This is a genomic window from Franzmannia qiaohouensis (genome assembly GCF_031451695.1).
Classification (GTDB): domain Bacteria; phylum Pseudomonadota; class Gammaproteobacteria; order Pseudomonadales; family Halomonadaceae; genus Franzmannia; species Franzmannia qiaohouensis.
The window spans coordinates 71,042-91,410 of the sequence record NZ_JARWAM010000007.1 but is presented as its reverse complement, the minus strand read 5'-3'; the positions used below and the strand labels follow the sequence as shown (position 1 = coordinate 91,410).

Annotated in this window: 17 protein-coding genes; 7 read left to right on the top strand and 10 right to left on the bottom strand. The window is 66.3% G+C overall.

Features of this window, described 5'->3' with window-relative positions; genetic code table 11:
* The first annotated feature begins 109 nt into the window (after positions 1–109).
* From QC821_RS11000 to QC821_RS10970, 7 genes are all read left to right on the top strand, one after another.
* Positions 110–1,432, top strand: a complete 1,323-nt coding sequence (locus QC821_RS11000; RefSeq protein ID WP_309721020.1) for a PqiA/YebS family transporter subunit — start codon at positions 110–112, stop codon at positions 1,430–1,432.
* Complete coding sequence (gene pqiB, locus QC821_RS10995) at positions 1,432–3,099, top strand: intermembrane transport protein PqiB (protein ID WP_309721017.1); 1,668 nt, start codon at positions 1,432–1,434, stop codon at positions 3,097–3,099. Before QC821_RS11000 ends, pqiB begins: the two co-directional genes overlap by 1 nt.
* Positions 3,100–3,179: 80 nt before the next feature.
* On the top strand, positions 3,180–3,809 hold the full coding sequence (locus QC821_RS10990) for a PqiC family protein (protein ID WP_309721014.1): 630 nt from the start codon (positions 3,180–3,182) through the stop codon (positions 3,807–3,809).
* 35 nt (positions 3,810–3,844) lie between these two features.
* Positions 3,845–4,324: a helix-hairpin-helix domain-containing protein gene (locus QC821_RS10985; protein ID WP_309721012.1), complete on the top strand. Its 480-nt coding sequence runs from the start codon at positions 3,845–3,847 to the stop codon at positions 4,322–4,324.
* 333 nt (positions 4,325–4,657) lie between these two features.
* Positions 4,658–5,977 carry a DEAD/DEAH box helicase gene (locus QC821_RS10980; protein ID WP_309721010.1) on the top strand — a complete coding sequence of 440 codons (1,320 nt, stop codon included), beginning with the start codon at positions 4,658–4,660 and terminating at the stop codon, positions 5,975–5,977.
* Positions 5,978–6,108: 131 nt separating this feature from the next.
* Positions 6,109–7,311: a GGDEF domain-containing protein gene (locus QC821_RS10975; RefSeq protein WP_309721007.1), complete on the top strand. Its 1,203-nt coding sequence runs from the start codon at positions 6,109–6,111 to the stop codon at positions 7,309–7,311.
* 115 nt (positions 7,312–7,426) lie between these two features.
* Positions 7,427–8,707: an EAL and HDOD domain-containing protein gene (locus QC821_RS10970; protein WP_309721003.1), complete on the top strand. Its 1,281-nt coding sequence runs from the start codon at positions 7,427–7,429 to the stop codon at positions 8,705–8,707.
* Between the two features lie 12 nt (positions 8,708–8,719).
* On the opposite strand, the gene QC821_RS10965 is transcribed toward QC821_RS10970, so the two are convergent.
* The 10 genes from QC821_RS10965 to QC821_RS10920 all read right to left on the bottom strand — a co-directional run bounded on the left by QC821_RS10965 (position 8,720) and on the right by QC821_RS10920 (position 20,360).
* A complete protein-coding gene (locus QC821_RS10965) occupies positions 8,720–9,685 on the bottom strand; it encodes a zinc-binding metallopeptidase family protein (RefSeq protein ID WP_309721000.1) in 966 nt (321 codons plus the stop codon).
* Positions 9,686–9,876: 191 nt separating this feature from the next.
* A complete protein-coding gene (locus QC821_RS10960) occupies positions 9,877–10,572 on the bottom strand; it encodes an RNA polymerase sigma factor FliA (protein ID WP_309720997.1) in 696 nt (231 codons plus the stop codon).
* A gap of 111 nt (positions 10,573–10,683) precedes the next feature.
* On the bottom strand, positions 10,684–11,121 hold the full coding sequence (locus QC821_RS10955) for a flagellar protein FlhE (RefSeq protein WP_309720994.1): 438 nt from the start codon (positions 11,119–11,121) through the stop codon (positions 10,684–10,686).
* Positions 11,118–11,636 carry a hypothetical protein gene (locus QC821_RS10950; RefSeq protein ID WP_309720992.1) on the bottom strand — a complete coding sequence of 173 codons (519 nt, stop codon included), beginning with the start codon at positions 11,634–11,636 and terminating at the stop codon, positions 11,118–11,120. Before QC821_RS10950 ends, QC821_RS10955 begins: the two co-directional genes overlap by 4 nt.
* 10 nt (positions 11,637–11,646) lie before the next feature.
* Entirely contained in the window at positions 11,647–13,962 is a 2,316-nt protein-coding gene (gene flhF / locus QC821_RS10945) for a flagellar biosynthesis GTPase FlhF (protein WP_309720989.1), read from the bottom strand.
* 49 nt (positions 13,963–14,011) lie between these two features.
* Positions 14,012–16,096: a flagellar biosynthesis protein FlhA gene (gene flhA, locus QC821_RS10940; RefSeq protein WP_309720987.1), complete on the bottom strand. Its 2,085-nt coding sequence runs from the start codon at positions 16,094–16,096 to the stop codon at positions 14,012–14,014.
* Positions 16,093–17,274, bottom strand: coding sequence for a flagellar biosynthesis protein FlhB (flhB, locus tag QC821_RS10935; protein WP_309720985.1), 1,182 nt, complete (start codon positions 17,272–17,274; stop codon positions 16,093–16,095). Before flhB ends, flhA begins: the two co-directional genes overlap by 4 nt.
* Before the next feature lie 150 nt (positions 17,275–17,424).
* Positions 17,425–18,114: a protein phosphatase CheZ gene (cheZ, locus tag QC821_RS10930; RefSeq protein ID WP_095619381.1), complete on the bottom strand. Its 690-nt coding sequence runs from the start codon at positions 18,112–18,114 to the stop codon at positions 17,425–17,427.
* Between the two features lie 55 nt (positions 18,115–18,169).
* Entirely contained in the window at positions 18,170–18,559 is a 390-nt protein-coding gene (cheY, locus tag QC821_RS10925; RefSeq protein WP_095619382.1) for a chemotaxis response regulator CheY, read from the bottom strand.
* Positions 18,560–18,641: 82 nt separating this feature from the next.
* Positions 18,642–20,360: a methyl-accepting chemotaxis protein gene (locus QC821_RS10920; protein WP_309720979.1), complete on the bottom strand. Its 1,719-nt coding sequence runs from the start codon at positions 20,358–20,360 to the stop codon at positions 18,642–18,644.
* Between the last annotated feature and the right edge of the window lie 9 nt (positions 20,361–20,369).

The window sequence follows — 20,369 nt, the reverse complement described above, 5'->3', positions numbered from 1 at the left end:
ACGATTGAATGTTTAACTGTGGTGTCACAGTCGGCATAATGCCAGACTGGATGAGCAGCACGGCACTAATTCAGTGATTGCCGGCTCACCCCCGACGGTACCGCTGACCATGACCGACAACGCCATCGACACGACCCAGGAACCTGGACCACCGCCCCGCACGCGGCGGCGCCTGCGTGCCTGCCATGAATGCGACCTGGTGGTGGCGTTGCCGCCGTTGCGCGCCCGTGAGCGAGCCGACTGCCCACGCTGCGGCCACACCCTCAGCAAGCGGCACTACCGCCCTGCCCAGCGCAGCATGGCGCTGGCCTGCAGCGCCCTGTTAGCACTGATGATGGCGGTGAGCTTTCCGTTCATCAGTTTTCAGGTCGGCGGCGTCGGCAATCGCATCGAACTCTCCGAGACGGCCTCCACCATGCTCGGCTTCCACCAGCCGCTGGTGGCGATCGCCGTGGCGCTGACCATCATCGTACTGCCGGCGGTCTACCTGTGCGGCATGATCTGGCTGCAGTTCGGGCTACTGCGCCGCCAACCGCTGCCGTTCAGCCGCGGCATCGCCCGCTCGCTGGCACACCTGCATCCATGGATGATGGCCGACGTCTTCATCATTGGCGCCCTGGTCAGCCTGATCAAGGTCGCCGGCATGGCCCAGATCGAGTTCGGCGTGGCGTTCTGGGCGTTCTGCGTCTTCGCTATCCTGCTGCTCTACACCACCCAGTCGGTGGACTCGGACTGGATGTGGTTCTCGCTGGCCGGCGAGCCGCTGGCCCCACGCGGCGTGCGCACCGGCGAGACCGCGGCTCCCCAGCGGGTCACCGGCTGTCCCACCTGCGGCCTGGTCAACCGCCTCACCGCCGACGGCCACGGCCAGTGCCGACGCTGCGGCGAGCGGCTTCATGCGCGGCTGCCGCACAGCCTGCAGCGCACCTGGGCATTGCTGGCCGCCTCAGTGGTGATGTATGTCCCGGCCAACGTCTATCCGATCATGACCACCACCACCCTGGGCCACACCTCCCAGTCGACGATCATCGGCGGCGTGGTGGAGCTGTGGCAGATGGGCGACTGGCCGGTGGCCACGGTGATCTTCGTCGCCAGCGTGGTCGTGCCGGTGGGCAAAATCCTGGCCCTGGCCTGGCTGTGCCTGATGATCAACCGCAGCGACGAGTTGAGCAACGCCACGCGCACCACCCTGTACCGAATCACCGAGTTCATTGGCCGCTGGTCGATGATCGACGTCTTCGTGGTCGCCATGCTGGTGGCACTGATCCGCGCCGGCGCGCTGATGTCGATCACCCCAGGCCCCGCCGCGCTTGCCTTCGGCGCGGTGGTGGTACTCACCATGCTCGCCGCCATGACCTTCGATCCGCGCCTGATCTGGGACCAACCGCCCCACCGCGCCACCACCGAGCCCACTGCTCGAGGAACCGCCTGATGTCAGAAGACCGCCCCGCTGCTCTCCCCCACAAGGCCAAGCGCCGGCGCCAGCGGCGTATCTCGCCGATCTGGATCGTGCCCATCGTGGCCGTGCTGATCGGCCTGTGGCTGGCCTATGACAACTATCTGCAGCGCGGCACCCAGATCACCCTGGTGATGGACAACGCCGAGGGCATCGAAGCCGGCAGCACCCTGATCAAGACCCGCAATGTCGAGATCGGCCGGGTCGAGCGGGTCGGCCTGTCGGATGATCTGCGCAGCACCGAGATCGTGGCGCGCATCAGCCCCGACGCCGAGCGCATGCTGGTCGACGACACGCGTTTCTGGGTGGTCAAGCCGCGCATCGGCCGCGAGGGCATCAGCGGCCTGGGCACCGTACTGTCGGGCGCCTACATCCAGCTGCAGCCGGGCAGCAGCGACGCGCCGCGGCGCGAGTTCGAGGTGCTCGACCAGCCGCCGGTCGCCTCCCAGGATGCCGAAGGCATTCGGATCAACCTGCTCAGCCAACTCGGCAACTCACTGCGGCTCGGCGACCCGGTCACCTATCAGGGCTACACCGTGGGCCGCGTCGAGGCCACCGAGTTCGACGCCGACAACCGTCAGATGCGCCAGCGACTGTTCATCGAGAGTCCCTACGACGTCCTGGTTACCGAGAGCACCCGCTTCTGGTCGGCCAGCGGCATCGACCTGCGCCTCGACTCCGAAGGGGTGCGCGTCAACGTCGAGTCCTTCGAAGCGCTGCTGGGTGGCGGTGTGACCTTCGGCGTGCCCGAAGACGTCCCCCTCGGCCCCAGGGTCGCGCCCGACACCACCTTCAGCCTCTATCCCGACGAGGACAGCGCCCTGCAGGGTAGCTTCAACCGCTACCTGGAGTACGTCATGCTGATCGATGGCACCGTGCGCGGCCTGTCGCGCGGCGCGCCGGTGGAGTTTCGCGGCGTGCGCATCGGCACCGTGGCCAGCGTGCCGTGGAACTTCAGTGCCACCCAGCCGGAGGGGCGTCAGGGCTTTGCCATTCCGGTACTGGTGCGCATCGAGCCGCAGCGCATCGCCAATGACGATGACGACGGTCGCTTCGACCTGGACGAATGGGAGGCGCGATTCGAGCGGTTGTTCGACATCGGCCTGCGTGCCTCGCTCAAGAACGGTAACCTGCTCACCGGGGCGATGTTCGTCGATCTCAACTTCCAGCGCGACCTGGAGGGCGAGTACGTCGCCGAAGTCTTCGAGGAGCGCCGCGTGTTCCCCACCACCTCCGGCGGGTTCGCCCAGATCGAGGCCCAGGTCACCAACCTCCTCGACAAGCTCAACAACCTCGAGATCGAGCCGATCCTCAGCGGCCTAGACCGCAATCTGGCGCAGTCCGAAGCGATGCTCGATGAAGTCCGCGAGCTGACCGCCACCTTCCAGTCGATTGCCGATGATCCGGCTACCCGGGAGATGCCGGACAACCTCAACCGCAGCCTGATCGAGCTGCGCGAAACGCTCTCGGGGCTGTCACCGGAGTCAGATGCCTATCGCGAGTTGACCGGCGCCATGCAGCGCCTCGAGCGGCTGATGCGCGACCTGCAGCCGGCCGCACGCACCATCAGCGAGCAGCCCAGTGCGCTGATCTTCGACCGCCGTGGCGGCGACGACCCGGAACCCAGGGCACCGCGGGACTAGATGCAAAACCGCGTCCGATCGACCATCATGATGCTCACCGGCACGGCCCAGGCCGTGCCGCCTAACACGGAGATCACGACGTGCTGCAGTTTCGCTCATGCGACCGCTCGACCCCGTTCGGCCCACGCTGGCCTGGCATCGCCGTACTGCTGCTGGCACTCACCCTGCTGGCCGGCTGCGCCAGCGGTGGCGGCACCAGCGCCCAGCGCTACAGCCTGCCGGAGGGTGCTGAACTCGGCCAGGCCAGCCGCGTCGAAGCGCCCAGCCAGCGGCTGGTGGTATCACGGGTACGCGTCACCGACTACCTCGACGCCGAAGGCATCGTCATGCAGCTCGACGACATCACCGTCAATCGCGCCCGCCAGCACCTGTGGGCCGAGGACCTGCCGCGCCAGCTGCAGCGCGGCTTGCGCCAGCGGCTCGCCGAGCGCCTGCCGGACACCCAGGTACTCGGCGAGGAGGGCCGCCGCGACGGCGCATACGAGCTGCGCCTCGACGTCACCCACTTCCAGGGCCGCTACGACGGCCAGGCCATCGCCCGCGGCGAGTGGCAGCTGCGTGATGCCCGCGGCGAGGTGATCGCCCTGGAGCCGTTCTCGGCGAGCACCGTCCTGGATGCCGACGGTTATCCGGCGCTGGTACGCGCGCTGGGCCAGAGCTGGGATGCCGTGGCCGACCAACTCGCCTACCGGCTACGCGAATTACGCTAGTCTGTAAGGTGCTTCAACGTCACAGGACGCATGACATGGATGAACAGCAGCAACAGCGACACGCCCTGGCCCTCGAGCTCAAGGCCCGCGCCGAGCGCGTCGAACACGCCCTTACCCAGGCCATCGACGGCCAGGACGCCACTGAGAAGCGTGCCCTGCTGGGCCAGGCGCTCGAGGACATTGTCGCGCTGGAAGCCCTGGCCGAGGCTCACCCCGACATCCAGCTGCCACCGCTGCCACGCATCCGCCAGGGCATGGCCGGGCTGGCGCTGATGCTCTACCAGCAGGGCGCCTGCGACGGCCTGAGCGAATCCCAGCAGCACGCCTTCCTCGACGCCCACGCGGCACCGCTGACGGCGGTGGATGGTATCGGTACGGTGACCGCACGACGCCTGCTGCTGGCCGGGGTCACCAGCGTGGAGGCACTTCGCGGCCTGTCACGCGAGCAGCTCGAGGCCATCCCCGGCATTACCAACGCCACCCTGGCACGCCTCCAGGCCGGTCTTAGTCAGTAAAGGATGCAACTGCCCCTAAGCGAAGGGCGCCGGGGACAGGCCGGAGAGGAGGTTTGCGCCATGGATGGCGCAAGGTAGCGCCCAGGTACGGGTTTACAGCGCCTCCTCGCAGGCCTGTCGACGGATCAGCCCGAGCGGTACCGTCCACCTGTAGTGGCAAACCAATCCTTTATTAGTGCAAGAGGGGGCGATGTCTGTCATCATATTGCGCTGCGGCACTTTACGGTCCCCCTTGCCGCGCCTGTCATCGATTTTTTTCACGTCGTGCCCCGGGACTCACGCCTCTCACCTGATACAGAGGCGAGCGGTCACGTCGTGCTATCCGGAGTTTGCATGAGCTTTTCCGACCTCGGCCTGCGGGCCGAACTGCTTCGCGCTGTCGAAGAACAGGGCTATACCATCCCCACGCCGATTCAGCTCAAGGCGATTCCCGCCGTGCTTGAAGGCCGCGACATGCTCGCCAGCGCCCAGACCGGCACCGGCAAGACCGCCGGCTTCACCCTGCCGCTGCTGCAGCGCCTGGCCGACGGCCCGCGCCCCAAGCCGCGCCAGATCCGCGCCCTGGTGCTGACCCCGACCCGTGAGCTGGCCGCACAGATCGGCGAGAACGTTACCGGCTACGGCCGCTACCTCAAGCTGCGCTCCCACGTGATCTTCGGCGGCGTCGGACAGCAGCCGCAGGTCGATGCGATCCGCGGCGGCCTCGACATCCTGGTGGCCACCCCCGGCCGGCTGCTCGACCTGCACCAGCAGAAGCACATCGACCTCTCTCAGGTCGAGACCCTGGTGCTCGACGAAGCCGACCGCATGCTCGACATGGGCTTCATCCACGACATCAAGAAGATCCTGCGCGTGCTGCCGCAGAAGCGCCAGAACCTGCTGTTCTCGGCGACCTTCTCCGACGAAATCCAGCGCCTGGCCGGCGGTCTGCTCGACAACCCCACCATGATCGAGGTGGCGCGTCGCAACACCACCGCCGAGCTGGTCGACCAGGCCGTCTACAAGGTCGACCGCGAGAAGAAGCGTGAGCTACTCGCCCACCTGATCAGCACCCAGCAGTGGTATCAGGTGCTGGTCTTCACACGTACCAAGCACGGCGCCAACCGCCTGGCCGAACAGCTCTCCAAGCAGGATATCCCGGCCATGGCGATCCATGGCAACAAGAGCCAGTCGGCGCGCACCAAGGCGCTGGCCTCTTTCAAGGCGGGTGACCTGCAGGTGCTGGTCGCCACCGATATCGCCGCCCGCGGCCTGGATATCAGCGAGCTGCCCCACGTGGTCAACTTCGAGCTGCCCAACGTGGCCGAGGACTACGTGCACCGCATCGGCCGCACCGGCCGCGCCGGCAGCGAAGGCAAGGCGGTATCGCTGGTCTGCGTCGACGAGCATGGCCTGCTCAAGGGTATCGAACGGCTCATCAAGCGCGACCTCGAGAAGCGCATCGAGCCGGGCTTCGAGCCCGACCCCAATGCCAAGCCAGAGCCGATCGAGAACGGTCGCCGCGGCCAGCCGAAACGTGGCGGCGGTGGCAACGGTCGCGGCAACGCCGGTGGCCAGCGCGCCAGCGGCAATCGCAGCGACCAGCCGCGGCGCAGCAGCGACGATGCCCGGGCACCGCGCCGCCGCCGTGGCGGCCGCTCCAAACAGGCCTGAGCCTTTGCCAAGCGTTCTGCATGGCCACCCACCCGGGTGGCCATTTTATTACTGGATACCCCCCCACCTTTGGTCAATACTCGTCGTCCCACGACCTCATCCTTGGTCCCTGCGTCCAGCGAGGTTCGACCATGACGTCAAGCACCCCGCCCCCGCTCGACACACCCTTGACCTGCGAAGTGCTCAAGCCGCTGCTTGACCAGCTCAGTGACGGGCTGACCCTTTGCGACCATGATGACGGCGTGCTTTATGCTAACCACGTCGCACTACGCCTGCTGGGCAGCAATGTCATCGGCCACCGGCTGGAAAGCCAACTGATCGACGATCAGCCCGGGGTGAAGATCGCCATCCACACCGGCATGCATCTCGATATGCGTGAACTACCTTTCGGGCTGGGCATGCGTGCCTATCTTTTTCGCGATCAAGGTTCGAGGATCAGTGCCGATCAAGCCCTGGCACGGCTGCGCGGGCTGGTCGAGGCGTGGCCCGATGCCGTGCTGTTCTGCGACGCCAATGGTCTCGAGATCAGCGATGCCAACCGCGCCGCGCGACAGTTGCTGGAAGATGATCATCATCGCCTGACCCGCGAGAACCTGTCGGTAATTTTCTGCGACAAGGATGCCGATCGCCTGCAGAAATTCATTCGCCAGGGCTTGCTGTCGCGGCGCGGCGCCGTCAGGCGCGAGATGCTGTTGCGCAATGACGTGCCCGTCGAGGCGACTCTGATCCGTCTCGATGAACACCAGGGTCAGCTGACGCTGATGGCAATGCTTCGCGACCGCTCCCACTATTTGGGCAAGCTGCGCGCGGTGGAGCACAAGCTTGCCAAAGCGCAATCGATGATCAGCCGCGACAGTCTCACCGGGCTGTGCAATCGCCACGGCTTCGACAAGGCACTCGAAGAGTTCATCATTGCCGGCGCCAGCGGCCGGGAGTTCGCATTGATGATTGGCGACATCGACCACTTCAAGCAGATCAACGATAGCCACGGGCATCTGGTCGGCGATGAGGCGCTACACAAGATTGGCCAGTGCATTCGTGCCCAGTTGCGCGACGCCGATCTAGTGGCGCGCTACGGCGGTGAGGAGTTCTGCATTCTGGTGGTGTGCGGTGCCGCCATGCTCTCGGAGATTGCCGAGCGCATACGCCATGCCGTGGGCGATACACCACTGGCCCTCGATAACGGCACCCTGCTGCCGGTCACCCTGAGTCTGGGCGCCTGCATGTTCGAACCCGGTATCGACGGTGAAACCCTATTCGAACACGCCGACGATGCGCTTTACGCAGCCAAGGAAAGCGGTCGCAACCGCGTTGTGATGTTTCAGTCGCCTTAGCTAAATTGTCACGTTCGGCGGCGACGAGTACTATCCTCACCATACCCTCAGGATGAGAACGCGGCATACCCGCCCGCCCCTTGGGGTCCGACAGGATCGAACGCAGGGAACCACCGTGCCATCAAGCAGCGATACTCCTCTGGCCAGCGCGACCGGCACCGACGTAAGCCCCGATGACAGCTACTGCATTGCGCTGCAGCCGATCTGCGACGCCGATTTTCAGCACGTCGGCGATGAACTGCTGTATCGCGCCAGCGCCAGCGATGCCAGCGCGACTGTCAGCGACCCGCTGCTGGCCACTGCCCGGGCCAGCAGCATGGCCATCTATGAGATCGGACTCGATAAGCTGATCGGCGATCGCCTGCTGTTCCTCAAGGTCTCCCGTGAATGGCTCGAACGGCCCGAGCTGCTGCCGTTTCCGGCCGACAACGTGGTCATCGAGGTACTCGACGACGGCACGCCGCTAGACGACCTGAGCAACGCCCTGGCGCTGATCAAGCAGCGAGGCTATCGCCTGGCGCTGGATGCCACAGCGGTACTGCAGGGCGATGTCGATACGCTCAGCGGCATGGCCGATATCATCAAGCTGCGCCTCGACGAGGGCATCGACCCCGCCCGACTCGCCGCCTTTCGCGACGCCGGCTGCCAGCTGCTGGCCCAGCGCCTCGAGACCCGCGACGACGTCGAGACGGCGCGCCAGGCCGGATGCGCACTGCTGCAGGGCTTCTTCTTCGCCCAGCCGAGCAATGTCGCCCCGCCCACCGCAAGCCGCCGCAGCAACCCCAGCATCCAGATCAAGCTGATTCGCGAACTCTACCGCGACATGGTCAATATCGACCGCCTGGCCGACATGATCGCCCAGGACCCGCATCTCTACCTGATCGTCATCAAGCGTGGCAACTCGAGCTACTACGCCCAGAGCGGCGGCGGCGGCAGCCTGCGCCGCAGCCTGCAGGTGCTGGGTATCAATGAGCTGCGCACCCTGGTCGCCACGGTGATGCTGGCCCAGAACGGCCCGGTGTCGCGTCTCACCCTCAAGCATGCCCTGACCCGCGCCACCATGTGCAAGCACCTGGCCGCGCCCTTCCCCCAGCTCGACCCGGAAGACGCCTTTACCACCGGCCTGTTCTCGTTGATGGACACCATGCTGGGGGTCGATATGCTCGACTTGCTCAATGAGGTCGAACTCAGCGCGGCGATTACCGCCGCCATCGGTGACGGCAGCGGCCAGCTCGGGGCGATTCTGATCATTGCCCGCGACTACCAGTCGTTCATCGCCCTGGATGAAGCGGGACAGGCAGGCCAGACGCTGCCGGCCAATGCGCAGCTGCGTGCGGCCTATCTGAACGCCGTGCAGGAAACCCAGGCACTGATGAACAGCCTGCAGGAGAGCTAGCGACCGACGCGCTCATAGCCCCTGGGCACCACGCCGCAGCCAGTCATGTACGAAGACCAGTTTGCGGCGTGACACTTCGGAGAGCACGAAGGGATAAAGATCCGACAGCCCCATCGCACGGTTGATGTGGTTGACCGCCATCACCTGGTGCGTCGCGACATGGATCAAGCGCTCGGCGTCTGCCTCCATGTAAGGGTCCCAGCCGTGATACGGCAGTTCGCTGGAGGAGAGTCCCGCGGCGGCGAAGCTGTCGGCGATATCCGTCAGATGCAGCAGATGGGCCGCGGTTTCGGCCCAGTCCTCGTGGGGATGGGCGGAGGCATAGGTGCTGACGAAGCTCGAGCGCCAGCCCTCGGGTGGGCCCTGCTGGTAGTGCCGCTGCAGGGCTGCGGCGTAATCTTCACGCTCGTCGCCAAACATCGCCCGGAAGGCCTCGAGAAAGTCATCTCGCAGGCTGAGCCGCCACCACAGCATGTGTGAGATTTCATGGCGCATATGGCCGATCATGGTGCGGTATGGCTCGTCGAGCGCCTCGCGACGCGTCGCGCGCAGCACCGGGTCCGCTTCCGCCACGCTGATGGTCACTACCCCCCCCACATGCCCCATGGCCACCGGCGTTGGTCCTTCGGCAAGCATGTAGAACACCGGGGGAGCGCCGGGGTCTTCCGGGCGGAACCAGTTCCAGCGCCCCAGATTATCCAGCACCCAGCGCTTGGCGGCCTCGGTCTTGGCCCAGTGGGGCATGGCATCGGGAATCGCGGGATCCGGAGCCAGCGCGGTCATCGCGCAGGCGCGGCAGAACGCTCCCTGCTCGGGGGCGATCCAGTTACAGCCGATCACGTCGCGATTGGCGCAGAACGGCGGCATGGTGATCATGGCCCTGGCCTGCGGGTCGTAGGCGACAGGCGTGCCGGTGGCAGTAGCGAGGTTGTCGAACCACAGGGACCCGGGACCGACCGGGTTGGCAAAGACGCGCATAAGGCAGTCCCTCCTGGACAACGCCAGAGCGCAGCGCTCTGGTAAAGATAGCGGCTGAATGCAGCACTCCATCCTGCAGCCTACCATTGAAGCGTCAGGCGCCCAGCCACCTATCGTTGCGCGGAGGAAAAAAACCAGAATGCGTGTTGCCAGCGTCACATGCGCAGGGCGTCTCGGTCGACGTGTGCCGGCTAGGTCAAGCGAGCTCGCAGCCGTGCCACTGCCTGGCTATGCAGCTGGCAGACCCGCGATTCGCTGACCCCCAGCACCGCGCCGATCTCCTTGAGGTTGAGCTCTTCCTGGTAGTAGAGCCCCAGCAGCAATTTCTCGCGCTCGGGTAGCAGCTCGATGGCGTCCACCAGCCGCTGGCGCTGCTCACCGTCGACCAGTGCGGCGAACGGCGACGGCGGTGCGCCCTCACCATTGCCCGGTTCGACGCCCTCCGCCACCAGCTCCTCGTAAGGCAGCAGCTGGCCACCGTTGGTATCACCCAGCTGCTGATGGTACTCGGCAAGCTCGATGCCCAGCTCGTCGGCGATCTCCTGCTCGTCGGCCGCTCGCCCCAGGCGCTGCTCGGTACGCCGCACCGCTTCGTCCAGCGCCCGCGCATTGCGCCGCACGCTGCGCGGCACCCAGTCGCGACTGCGCAGCTCATCGATCATCGCCCCGCGAATGCGCTGACTGGCATAGGTCGCAAAGCTCGCCCCCTGCCCCGCGTCGAAGCGGTTCAGACAGTCGAGCAGGCCGACCATGCCGGCCTGTATCAGGTCGTCGAGTTCGACGCTCGCCGGCAGTTTGACCTGCAGCGCCAGCGCCTGACGGCGCACCAGCGGCAGGTACTGCTCGAGCAGTGCGCCTTGATCGATCTTGCCCTTTGCCGTGTACATCGCTGTCGTTGCGACCTCAGTCAGCCTGGAAATCGAATCGTGACCGCCGCGGCGGTCTCATCACCCTGGCATTATCGCGCGACGGATCGCAGCACCAAGCCGGGAATAGCCTCATTGGCCAACGGTTTTTTTCGCCTTTGCCGCGGCGGGCCGGCGATGATCGACGATCACCTGCAGCCCGTTTACCTGCACCGGCCTTGCCCCCTGGCCGAGGCGGAAACGGAAGTGCAGCGGCTGGGCCGCGGACAGTCCCGCTAGCCCCTCGCTCTGCCCCCTGGCGCCATTCAGGCGCAGGCAGCGCTGAGGATGGCAAAGCCACGCCTCGAGCAGCGCCCCCGGCGGGGTGGCATACTGCCAGCTGATACGCGCAATCTGTGCGTCGGATGGTGCCGCACCGCTCAGCCCACGACTGTCGGTGTCACGTCCTGGCACCGCCACCCGCACGCCCTCCGCCTGGGCGACCCAGCTGCCCGACACCGCGGGCGCCCCGGCCTGGGCCCAGCAAGCGCCGGCCAGCAGCACCAGCAGTACACCCAACCACGCCTTCATGACCGCTGCTCCGATTGGCGCACCATCAGCAGGCGAATCCCCAGAAAGTCGGCGGCGGCCTGGCGCAGGTTGTTGAGCAGTCCGCGCGACACGCCCAGCCTCGGGTGCAGCAGCAGCAGCCCACGGGGCCCGCCACGTTCGGCGAGCCTTCGCAGCAGGGAGTAGCTGCGCCGGAAGGCGTCTGGATCGCTGTCGACCCACAGCGCCCAGCGGGTCTGCTGGGCGGCCAGCGTGGCCAGGTGCGGGCTGTTCTCATCGAGCGCTACCACCCGCCACCCCTGGGGGTCACCCACCCAGGCCTGTCCCTGGTGACGCCAGGCGTCGAGCAGGCGATAGACCCGGGCGGTATCGCCGTCGGGCAGCCCTACCACCAGCAGCGCCCGATCGCCTGAAGAGGACACCGCTGCATCGCGGCGCGGTGCAACGTCCGATGGCGTATCGACATCCGTCGCCGGTGTCTGGCTAAGCTCACCGGCCCACTGCCGCAGCCCCGCAGCCTGGTCCTTGAACGTCATGCTCGACATCTCAGGCAGCCACCTCACGGAACACGTCGCGCGCGGTGAACAGATGGATCAGTGCATCGAGCAGTGTCGCTGCCTGGCGGCTGCGCTGGCTGCCGAGCAGCGCCAGCAGCTGGGCGCGTACGTCCATGGCCCAGTCGCCGTCAGCGACGGCCAGGCTGAGCGCCACGTTGGCCAGCCCATGGGCGAGCTGCAGCCGCAGTTCGGCATCGCAGGCCCCCAGACCGGCATCGGCCAAGCCCTGCCAGGCGCGACGCGTCAGCGCCGGCATCTCCGCCAGCAGCAGCTGCTGGGCGATCAGCGCACGGTCATCCGGCGCCTCGGGCGCCAGCCAATAGCGCCGCGCCAGGCGCTTGCCGCTGTCGCGGTCAACGGGTGTAGCGGTGAACAGCGACAGGGGAACCGACGACTCGCCGCCGCGCCGCGCCGCATACTCGACCGTCATGCGCTGCAGCGGAAGCGTCACAAGACGCCCCTGGTGGCGACACGCCAGCTCGCTGTCCGGTGCCGCCAGCGCGGCCAGTTCCGATACTGCCACCCGTCGTCCGTCGACCAGCACGCGCTGATTGGGCTTGGCCGCAGCCAGCCACGGCAGCTGCCAGGCGCTTAGCCAGGCCAGCGCATCCGGCGCCGGTAGCGTGGCCAGCACGTGGGCCTCAGGGCCGAGCTGCTGAGCGCTCCACTCGAGCCGCTCAACGTCACCCGCCGGCAGGCGCTGGGCCTGCCAGCCGCTGGCCAGCAGCTGGCCAGCGTTGGTGGCCGCCCCGCACGGCAAGCGCCAGTCGCAGCCGTTGACACGCTGGGTGCCCCACAGCAGGGTCAGGGCACTGCTGTCACCGGCCTCGCGGGCCGCGGCCAGCTGTGCGGCGTGCAGGCCGTCAAGCGCGGCACGCTGATGCCCCAACGGCTGGCCGGCGAGCTGCCAGGCACCCTCGACCAGCGCGAAGCCGGGCTGCTGGGCGCGTAGCGCATCTAGTGCCGCGCGCAGGGCACGCCCCTGGCCGAGCAGCCCTCGCGAGAGCGCCGTAAGTCGCTTCTGCCCACTTGCCACCGGCTCGCGCAGCGCGCTGAACTCAGGCGTGAACGGTGAATCGTTATCGACCCGCAACGCCTCGGCGACCAGCGCCCCGGCATCGGCCAGGCTCAGGTCTTCCGGCACCTGCTGGCCGTGGGACACATAGTGCAGGCTCAGCGCGTGGCGAATCACGCTATCCAGCAGCGGACCCAGGCGCGCAGACTCGTCGCGCTTGGTCAGAATGCAGTCGTCGAGGCGGTTGCCGGCCGCCCGCGCCGCCTGTCGATAGCTGACGATGACATCTTCGAGGGTATCGCCGTGGCTGGCGGCATTCAGCAGCAGCAGCAGCCGCACCTGGCGCCCGCTGGCAGAGAGCTGCTCGATCTGTTTCACCAGGCGCTGGTCGCGCTGGCTCATGCCTACGGTATCGATGATGATCAGCCGCTTGTCAGCGAGCCGCGCCAGCGTTTCGTCGAGTGGCGCATCGGCCTCCTGGGCGTGCACCTCGACACCCAGCAGACGCGCATAGATGCGCAGCTGCTCGTGGGCACCGATGCGGTAGCTGTCGGTGGTCACCAGCGCCACCCCGTCGCTGCCGTGGCGCATCACGTAGCGCGCCGCCAGCTTGGCGGTGGTAGTGGTCTTGCCGACCCCGGTCGGCCCGACCAGGGCAATCACCCCGCCCTGGTCCAGCAGCGCCGCCTCGTCGCCGGGCGTACTAAGCCTTGCGGCGAGCTGACGGCCCAGCCAGGCGTCTTCAGCGGCAGCGTCGCCGGCAGCATCCAGCTCGGCGGGCAGCTCGGCAAGCAGCTCCGCTGCCAGGCGCGGGCCGACCCCCGCCGACCACAGGCGCTGATGCAGCCGCGCCAGCGGGTCACGATCGCTGCGCTGGTCGCGCTGCTGGCGCCCCAGCATGTCGCGCATTTCCTGCATTTCACCCAGCAGCCGCTCGCTGAGCGCAGCAAAATCGGGCTGTGCGGCGGCGGGTGGCGCGGCAGCGCTCGACGGCTCCGGGCGATGTTGAGGCTCGGGTGCCGAACGTGCCGCGGCCTGGCTGGCATAGGCCCGCGCCTGACGCGAGGCGTCGGCGGGCGAACGCAGTCCCGGCGCCGCGTCTCCAGCGGGTGGCGAGGCTGCTTGGGTGGGCGCAGTCATGCGCCCATGGGCATCGTCGGCCAGGGCGAGGACTTCCACGCCGCCGTCGACGTTGCGATTGGAAAGAATCAGGGCGTCGTCGCCCAGGGCAGCACGCACCTGGCGCATTGCCTCACGACTGTTGACGCCGAGGAAACGTTGAACACTCATCGCACGCCCCTCACAGGCTGGGATTGAATGGCAGATTCAATGCGCTGGCTCATCCGCGCGCCCCCACCGTACTGGTCACGCGCAGGGTACGGTCGTCGGGAATTTCGGCCTGGGACAGCACCACCAGCTGACGCAGGCGGCGTCGCAGGAAGCGCGACAGCACCGCGCGCAGGCTGTGCTGGACCACCAACACCGGCGGCTCGCCAGCCATCTCCTGGCGGTTCAGGGCCTGCTCGGCCTCGCTCATCAGGGTATCGGCGAGACCAGGCTCGAGCGCCCCGCCGTTGTTCATGGCCTGCATCAGCACCTGCTCGAGGTTGGCATCCAGGCCGATGACGTGGAGCTCCTCGGTGCCGGGGAACCACTGCTGGGTGATCGAGCGACCCAGCGCCACGCGCACCACCTCGGTGAGGCTGGCGGCATCGCTCTGCTGGCCGGCATGCTCGGCCAGGGTGTCGAGAATGGTGCGCATGTCGCGGATCGACACCTCCTCGTCGAGCAGATTCTGCAGCAGCCGCTGCAGCGTGGTGAGGCTGATCGCCTTGGGCACCACGTCCTCGACCAGTGCCTTGCTGTCGTCGCCCAGCTTGTCGAGCAGCTGCTGCACCTCGTTGCGGCCCAGCATCTCGCTGGCATGGCGATGCAGCAGGTGGTTGAGGTGGGTGGCCACCACGGTGCCGGCGTCGACCACGGTGTAGCCGTAGACCTGGGCGTGCTCGCGCTGGGCGGTATCGATCCATACCGCCGGCAGGCCAAAGGCCGGGTCGGTGGTCTCGGTACCCTCGACATGGCCGGAGACCTGGCCCGGGTCGATGGCCAGCCACTTGCCCGGGAAGGCCTCGCCGCGCCCGACTTCTACGCCCTTGAGCGAGATCACATAGGTGTTGGGTCCCAGCTCCAGGTTGTCGCGAATATGCACCACCGCCGGCAGGAAGCCGACGTCCTGGGCGAATTTCTTGCGCACGCTCTTGATCCGCCCCAGCAGCTCGCCCTGCTGGCGATGATCGACCAGCGGAATCAGTCGATGGCCGACCTCCAGGCCCAGCGTATCGACCAGCTGCACATCGTCCCAGCTGGCCTCCGGGGCCTCGGGTGGCGGCGGCGCATCGGCCTTGATCTCCTGCTCGGCGATGGCGCTCTCCTGACGGCGCATCAGCCACCAGGCCAGCCCGCCGAGCAGCGCGGTGAAGAACAGGAACACGAAGTTGGGCATGCCCGGGACCATACCCAGCATGCCCATCACGCAGGCCGACAGGATCAGCACCTGGGGATTGACGAACAGCTGGCTGATCATCTGCTGGCCAACATCTTCATCGGTCGTGACCCGCGATACCGTCACCCCTGCCGCGGTGGAGATCACCAGCGCCGGGATCTGCGCCACCAGGCCATCGCCGATGGTCATCAGGGTGTAGGTGCGCGCGGCATCGCCGAAGCCCATGCCGTGCTGCAGCATGCCGATCAGCAGGCCACCGATGATGTTGACCACCATGATCACCAGGCCGGCCATGGCATCGCCGCGCACGAACTTGCTGGCGCCGTCCATGGAGCCGTAGAAATCGGCCTCCTGGGCCACCTCGGCACGCCGCTTGCGTGCGTCATCCTCACCGATCAGGCCGGCGTTGAGGTCGGCATCGATGGCCATCTGCTTGCCGGGCATGGCGTCGAGCATGAAGCGCGCGCCAACCTCGGCAATGCGCCCGGCGCCCTTGGTGATGACCATGAAGTTGATGATCACAAGGATCAGGAAGACCACCAGGCCGACCGCAAAATTGCCGCCAACCAGAAACTCGCCGAACGCCTCGATCACCTTGCCCGCGGAGTCGCCCCCGCTGTGGCCTTCCATCAGGATCACCCGGGTCGAGGCCACGTTCAGCGACAGCCGCAGCAGCGTGGTAAACAGCAGAATTGCCGGGAAGGCGGCGAAGTCGAGGGGCTTCTGGGTGAACATGCTGACCAGCAGCACCATCACCGCCAGGGCAATATTGAAGGTAAAGAACATGTCCAGCGCAAACGGCGGCAGCGGCAGGATCATCATCGACAGGATCATGAGGATGAGGATCGGGCCGGCCAGCAGCTTCATATGCACGCTGCCCATCCAGTCGCGGCGGCTCATCAGGTCAGTCAGCGCTCTCATCGAGGCTCCTCGGTTGCATCATTCTCTCCTGACGCCGCGCCTGGCGACTTGACGTCGAGTTCAGCCGGTACCGGCAGGTCACTAGGCGTATCGGGCATCTCTTCGGCTCCGGCATGGGCCCGCTTGAGGCGGAACGCCCAGGCCAGGACCTCGGCCACCGCGGTATACAGTTCGAACGGTATCTCACGGTCGAGGTCAACGTGATGGTAGAGCGCGCGCGCCAGCGGCGGCGCTTCGAGCAGCGGCACGCCGTGCTCCTCGCCCAGCTCGCGAATTCTCGCGGCCACCGCGTCGGCGCCCTTGGCGACCACCCGCGGCGCCGACATCAGGCCATCGTCATAGCTCAACGCCACCGCATAGTGGGTCGGGTTGGTAACGATCACATCCGCATTGGGGACCTTGCTCATCATGCGGTTACGCGCCATCGACTGCTGCTGCGAGCGGATCCGCGCCTTGAGATGCGGGTCACCCTCGGACTCCTTGTGCTCGCGCTTGACCTCGTCCTTGCTCATGCGCAGCTTCTTGGCATGGCTCCATAGCTGATAGGGCACGTCGATCAGGATCACCACCAGCAGTGCCAGCACGATCAGCCCACAAGCCAGCGCCGCCAGCTGCATCGCACTGGCCAGGGCCTGCTGGATGGGCTGATCCATCAGGCTCAGATAGCGGCCACGGTTGGTATACAGGAAGGTCAAGGCCACGCCCCCTACCAGCACCGACTTGGCGATCGCCTTGAGCAGCTCGATCACCGCCTGAACGCCGAACATGCGCTTGAGGCCCTTGAGCGGGTTGAGCTTGGAGAGCTTGGGCTGCAGCGACTTGGCGGAAATCAGCCAGCCACCGAGCAGCGCCGGAGCAACCAGCGCAACGACCATCAGCAGCAGGAACAGCGGCAGCATGGTCAACAGGGTGTGCTGGCCGATATTGAAGATATGCGTCAGCATCGGCATCACCTCGAAGGCGTGCCGGCGCTCGAACAGGAACGCCTGCTCCATGGCCAGGCCCAGCTGGTCGTAGAGCATCGCGCCCATGGTATACAGGCCGATGACGCCGCCCAGCAGCAGCATGAAGGTAGTCAACTCACGGGAACGCGCGACCTCGCCATCCTCGCGCGACTTCTGCAGGCGGCGTGGCGTGGCTTCTTCGGTCTTTTCCTGATCGCTGCTCTGGTCGGCCATGGCGCTTAGGCGTCTTCACGAAGCTGAGGGGTGGACGCTGGCCATTGTCGATAAAGGTGGGCAAGGGTGATACGCCAAACAGCGCGGCAATCGTGGCGTTATTCACGACTACCGCGCCAGGACACAGACTGCAGGGGCTATCCGCCAGGCTTAGAAGCCCAGCTCATCGAGCAGGTCGTCGACCTGATCCTGTGAGCTCACCACGTCGGCACCCTCGGGCTTGATCTGGGGGCCGTTTAGCAACGACTCCTCGCGCTTCTTGGCATCCGCCTCCCACTGGCCCTCGGCGCGGCGCTGCATCTTCTCGCGCTCCTCGCCTTCGGGCACGCTGTCGAGCAGCACCTGGACCAGCTGATGCTCGATCTCGCGGATCACCTCCATCATCTTCTTGATGACCTGGCCGGTGAGATCCTGGAAATCCTGTGCCATCATGATTTCCATCAGCTCGGCGCTGGTGGCCTGGGTCTGGGCCGGCACCTTGCCCAGATAGCCGCGGGTCTCCTGAACCAGCGCCTTGGCTTCGTCGAGCTCCATGGGGTTCTCGAACCACGCCTGCCACTGCTTGTCGAGCGCCTCGGCCTGTTCACCCAGCGAGTCCTGGATCGGTTGGGCGCGATCGATGGCATTGAGGGCGCGGTCGGCGGCCTGCTCGGTCATCGACGCCACGTAGCTGAGGCGGTCGCGGGCATCGGGAATCGCCTCGGCGGCGCGCTCGATCTCCTTGTCCAGTCCCAGCTCACGCATGCTCTCGCGCAACATTCGCGTCAGGTGGCCGATCCGCTGAACCAGATCTTCATCGCCGGCCGCCCCCTGGGCAGACGCACGCTGTGCATCGCTCATAATCGTCATCTCCTTGAGGCCGGCTGTTGGCCATCGATGAATGAAACCACCCTGCTCACATGCCCAGCTTCTCGAAGATCTTGTTGAGCTTCTCTTCGAGGGTAGCGGCGGTGAACGGCTTGACCACATAGCCATTGGCACCGGCCTGGGCGGCAGCGATGATGTTCTCCTTCTTGGCCTCGGCTGTCACCATCAGCACCGGCAGGTCCTTGAGGGCGTCGTCGGCGCGAATCTGCTTGAGCATCTCCAGGCCATCGAGGTTGGGCATGTTCCAGTCCGAGACCACGAACTCGAAGTTGCCGCTGCGCAGCTTGGATAGCCCTTCCTGGCCATCCTCGGCCTCTTCCACATTGGTGAACCCCAGCTCCTTGAGCAGGCTACGCACGATCCGGCGCATGGTCGGAAAGTCGTCCACCACCAGAATACTCATGTTCTTGTCGGCCATCGGTGTTCCTCGTTACGTCATGGCGGTCAATCAGGGCCGGCGCGGCCGGCCCGCTAGGGGCATTACGTCGCAAGCGACGCGTTCAAAATTCTTCCCAATCGTCTTCGGTCACCGCCTCACGGCGTTTGCGAGAGGCGGGCTCCGGCGTCTGGGGCCGTGGCTGAGCCGGGCGCGTCAATTGGGCTGGCGCATCGTGCTGGGCGTCGCGCTCTTGTGCTGCCGGCAGCGCAGCGGCCTGGTCGCCGGCCTGCAGGCGGAACACCGCCACCGCCTGCTCGAGCCGGCTGGCCTGGTCCTCCAGCGACATCGCCGCGGCGGCGGCCTGCTGGACCAGGGCGGCGTTCTGCTGGGTGACCTCGTCCATCTGGCTGACGGCCTGACTGACCTGCTCGATGCCGTCGCTCTGCTCCTGGGAGGCCGCCGATATCTCATCCATGATATCGGTGACGCGCCTTACTGCCGCCACCACCTCCTGCATGGTCTCTCCGGCCTGCTCGACCAGCGTCGAGCCCGCCTGGACCTGGGACACCGAGCCCTCGATCAACGCCTTGATCTCCTTGGCGGCATCCGCGCTGCGACCCGCCAGGTTACGCACCTCGCCGGCCACCACCGCAAAGCCGCGGCCCTGCTCGCCGGCACGCGCCGCCTCCACCGAGGCGTTGAGCGCCAGGATATTGGTCTGGAAGGCGATCGAGTCGATCACCCCGGTGATATCGGCGATCTTCTTCGAGCTGCCGGAGATGCCGTGCATGGTGGTGATCACCTGGTCGACCACCTCGCCGCCGCGACTGGCGGTGCTCGAGGCATCGAAGGCCAGGCCGCTGGCTTGACGCGCGTTGTCGGCGTTCTGCTTCACCGTCGCGGTCAGCTGTTCCATGCTGGTGGCGGTCTCTTCGAGAGAGGCCGCCTGCTGCTCGGTGCGCGATGATAGATCGGCGTTGCCGCTGGCGATCTCGCGGGTCCCGACATGGATCGAGTTGCTGCTCTGGCGCACGTCGCCGACGATCTTCATCAGGCTCTGCTGCATGCTGCGCATGGCGTTGAACAGCTGGCCGATCTCGTTGCGCCCCATGACGTCGATCCGCTCTGACAGGTCCGCCTCGGAGATACGCTCGAGACTCTTCACCGCACGCCCCAGCGGCTTGACCAGCAGCGCACGCAGCACCACGAACAGTGCGATCACCAGCAGCGCCACCAGCGCCAGCATGCCAAACTCGAGCCAGGTAAAAAGCTGCGCCTGGCGGTCATAGGCGGCGCGCTGCTCCGCCACTTGGCTGTCCGCATGTCTGACGAAGGCAGCCGATGCTTCGGCCAGCTGTGTGCCGGGCTCCTGCATCTCGGCACGCACCCGGGCGAAGCCGCTGGTATCCATCTGATCAAGGGTCACGGCCTGCTCACTGGCCATCGTCATCAGCGTCGCGAAATGCTCGATGACCGGCTCGGCCAAGGCCTCCCCCTCATGGCTCTTGGGGGCATCAATAAAGCTCTGCATCCGCACCTGAGCACGCTCCAGGAACGCTTCGGCCGTCTCGCCGGCCTCACGGGCCTCGCCCATGCGCCCCACCATCATATGCCCGAGCCCCGCCTCGAGATTGACCCTGGCCTGATTGAGCAGCGACTCGGCGCGGTTGAACTCGTTGAGCTGACTATCGCTGACGTGCGCCTGCAGTTCGATGGTCTGGTTGGCGCTGCGCGATTCCAGCGTATTAAGTACCAGTAGCGCAACAAACATCACCACGAAGGCAGCCAATACCGCGTTGACCAGTAGACTTATCTTGAGATTGCGCAGTAGTCCCATCATCCCGGCGTT

Excerpts from the sequence above, each read along its gene's own strand:
- QC821_RS11000 (WP_309721020.1), top strand. The coding sequence starts at position 110 with ATGACCGACAACGCCATCGACACGACCCAGGAACCTGGACCACCGCCC.
- pqiB (WP_309721017.1), top strand. The coding sequence starts at position 1,432 with ATGTCAGAAGACCGCCCCGCTGCTCTCCCCCACAAGGCCAAGCGCCGG.
- QC821_RS10985 (WP_309721012.1), top strand. The coding sequence starts at position 3,845 with ATGGATGAACAGCAGCAACAGCGACACGCCCTGGCCCTCGAGCTCAAG.
- QC821_RS10980 (WP_309721010.1), top strand. The coding sequence starts at position 4,658 with ATGAGCTTTTCCGACCTCGGCCTGCGGGCCGAACTGCTTCGCGCTGTC.
- QC821_RS10975 (WP_309721007.1), top strand. The coding sequence starts at position 6,109 with ATGACGTCAAGCACCCCGCCCCCGCTCGACACACCCTTGACCTGCGAA.
- QC821_RS10965 (WP_309721000.1), bottom strand. The coding sequence starts at position 9,685 with ATGCGCGTCTTTGCCAACCCGGTCGGTCCCGGGTCCCTGTGGTTCGAC.
- QC821_RS10960 (WP_309720997.1), bottom strand. The coding sequence starts at position 10,572 with ATGTACACGGCAAAGGGCAAGATCGATCAAGGCGCACTGCTCGAGCAG.
- QC821_RS10955 (WP_309720994.1), bottom strand. The coding sequence starts at position 11,121 with ATGAAGGCGTGGTTGGGTGTACTGCTGGTGCTGCTGGCCGGCGCTTGC.
- QC821_RS10950 (WP_309720992.1), bottom strand. The coding sequence starts at position 11,636 with ATGACGTTCAAGGACCAGGCTGCGGGGCTGCGGCAGTGGGCCGGTGAG.
- flhF (WP_309720989.1), bottom strand. The coding sequence starts at position 13,962 with ATGAGTGTTCAACGTTTCCTCGGCGTCAACAGTCGTGAGGCAATGCGC.
- flhA (WP_309720987.1), bottom strand. The coding sequence starts at position 16,096 with ATGAGAGCGCTGACTGACCTGATGAGCCGCCGCGACTGGATGGGCAGC.
- flhB (WP_309720985.1), bottom strand. The coding sequence starts at position 17,274 with ATGGCCGACCAGAGCAGCGATCAGGAAAAGACCGAAGAAGCCACGCCA.
- cheZ (WP_095619381.1), bottom strand. The coding sequence starts at position 18,114 with ATGAGCGATGCACAGCGTGCGTCTGCCCAGGGGGCGGCCGGCGATGAA.
- cheY (WP_095619382.1), bottom strand. The coding sequence starts at position 18,559 with ATGGCCGACAAGAACATGAGTATTCTGGTGGTGGACGACTTTCCGACC.
- QC821_RS10920 (WP_309720979.1), bottom strand. The coding sequence starts at position 20,360 with ATGATGGGACTACTGCGCAATCTCAAGATAAGTCTACTGGTCAACGCG.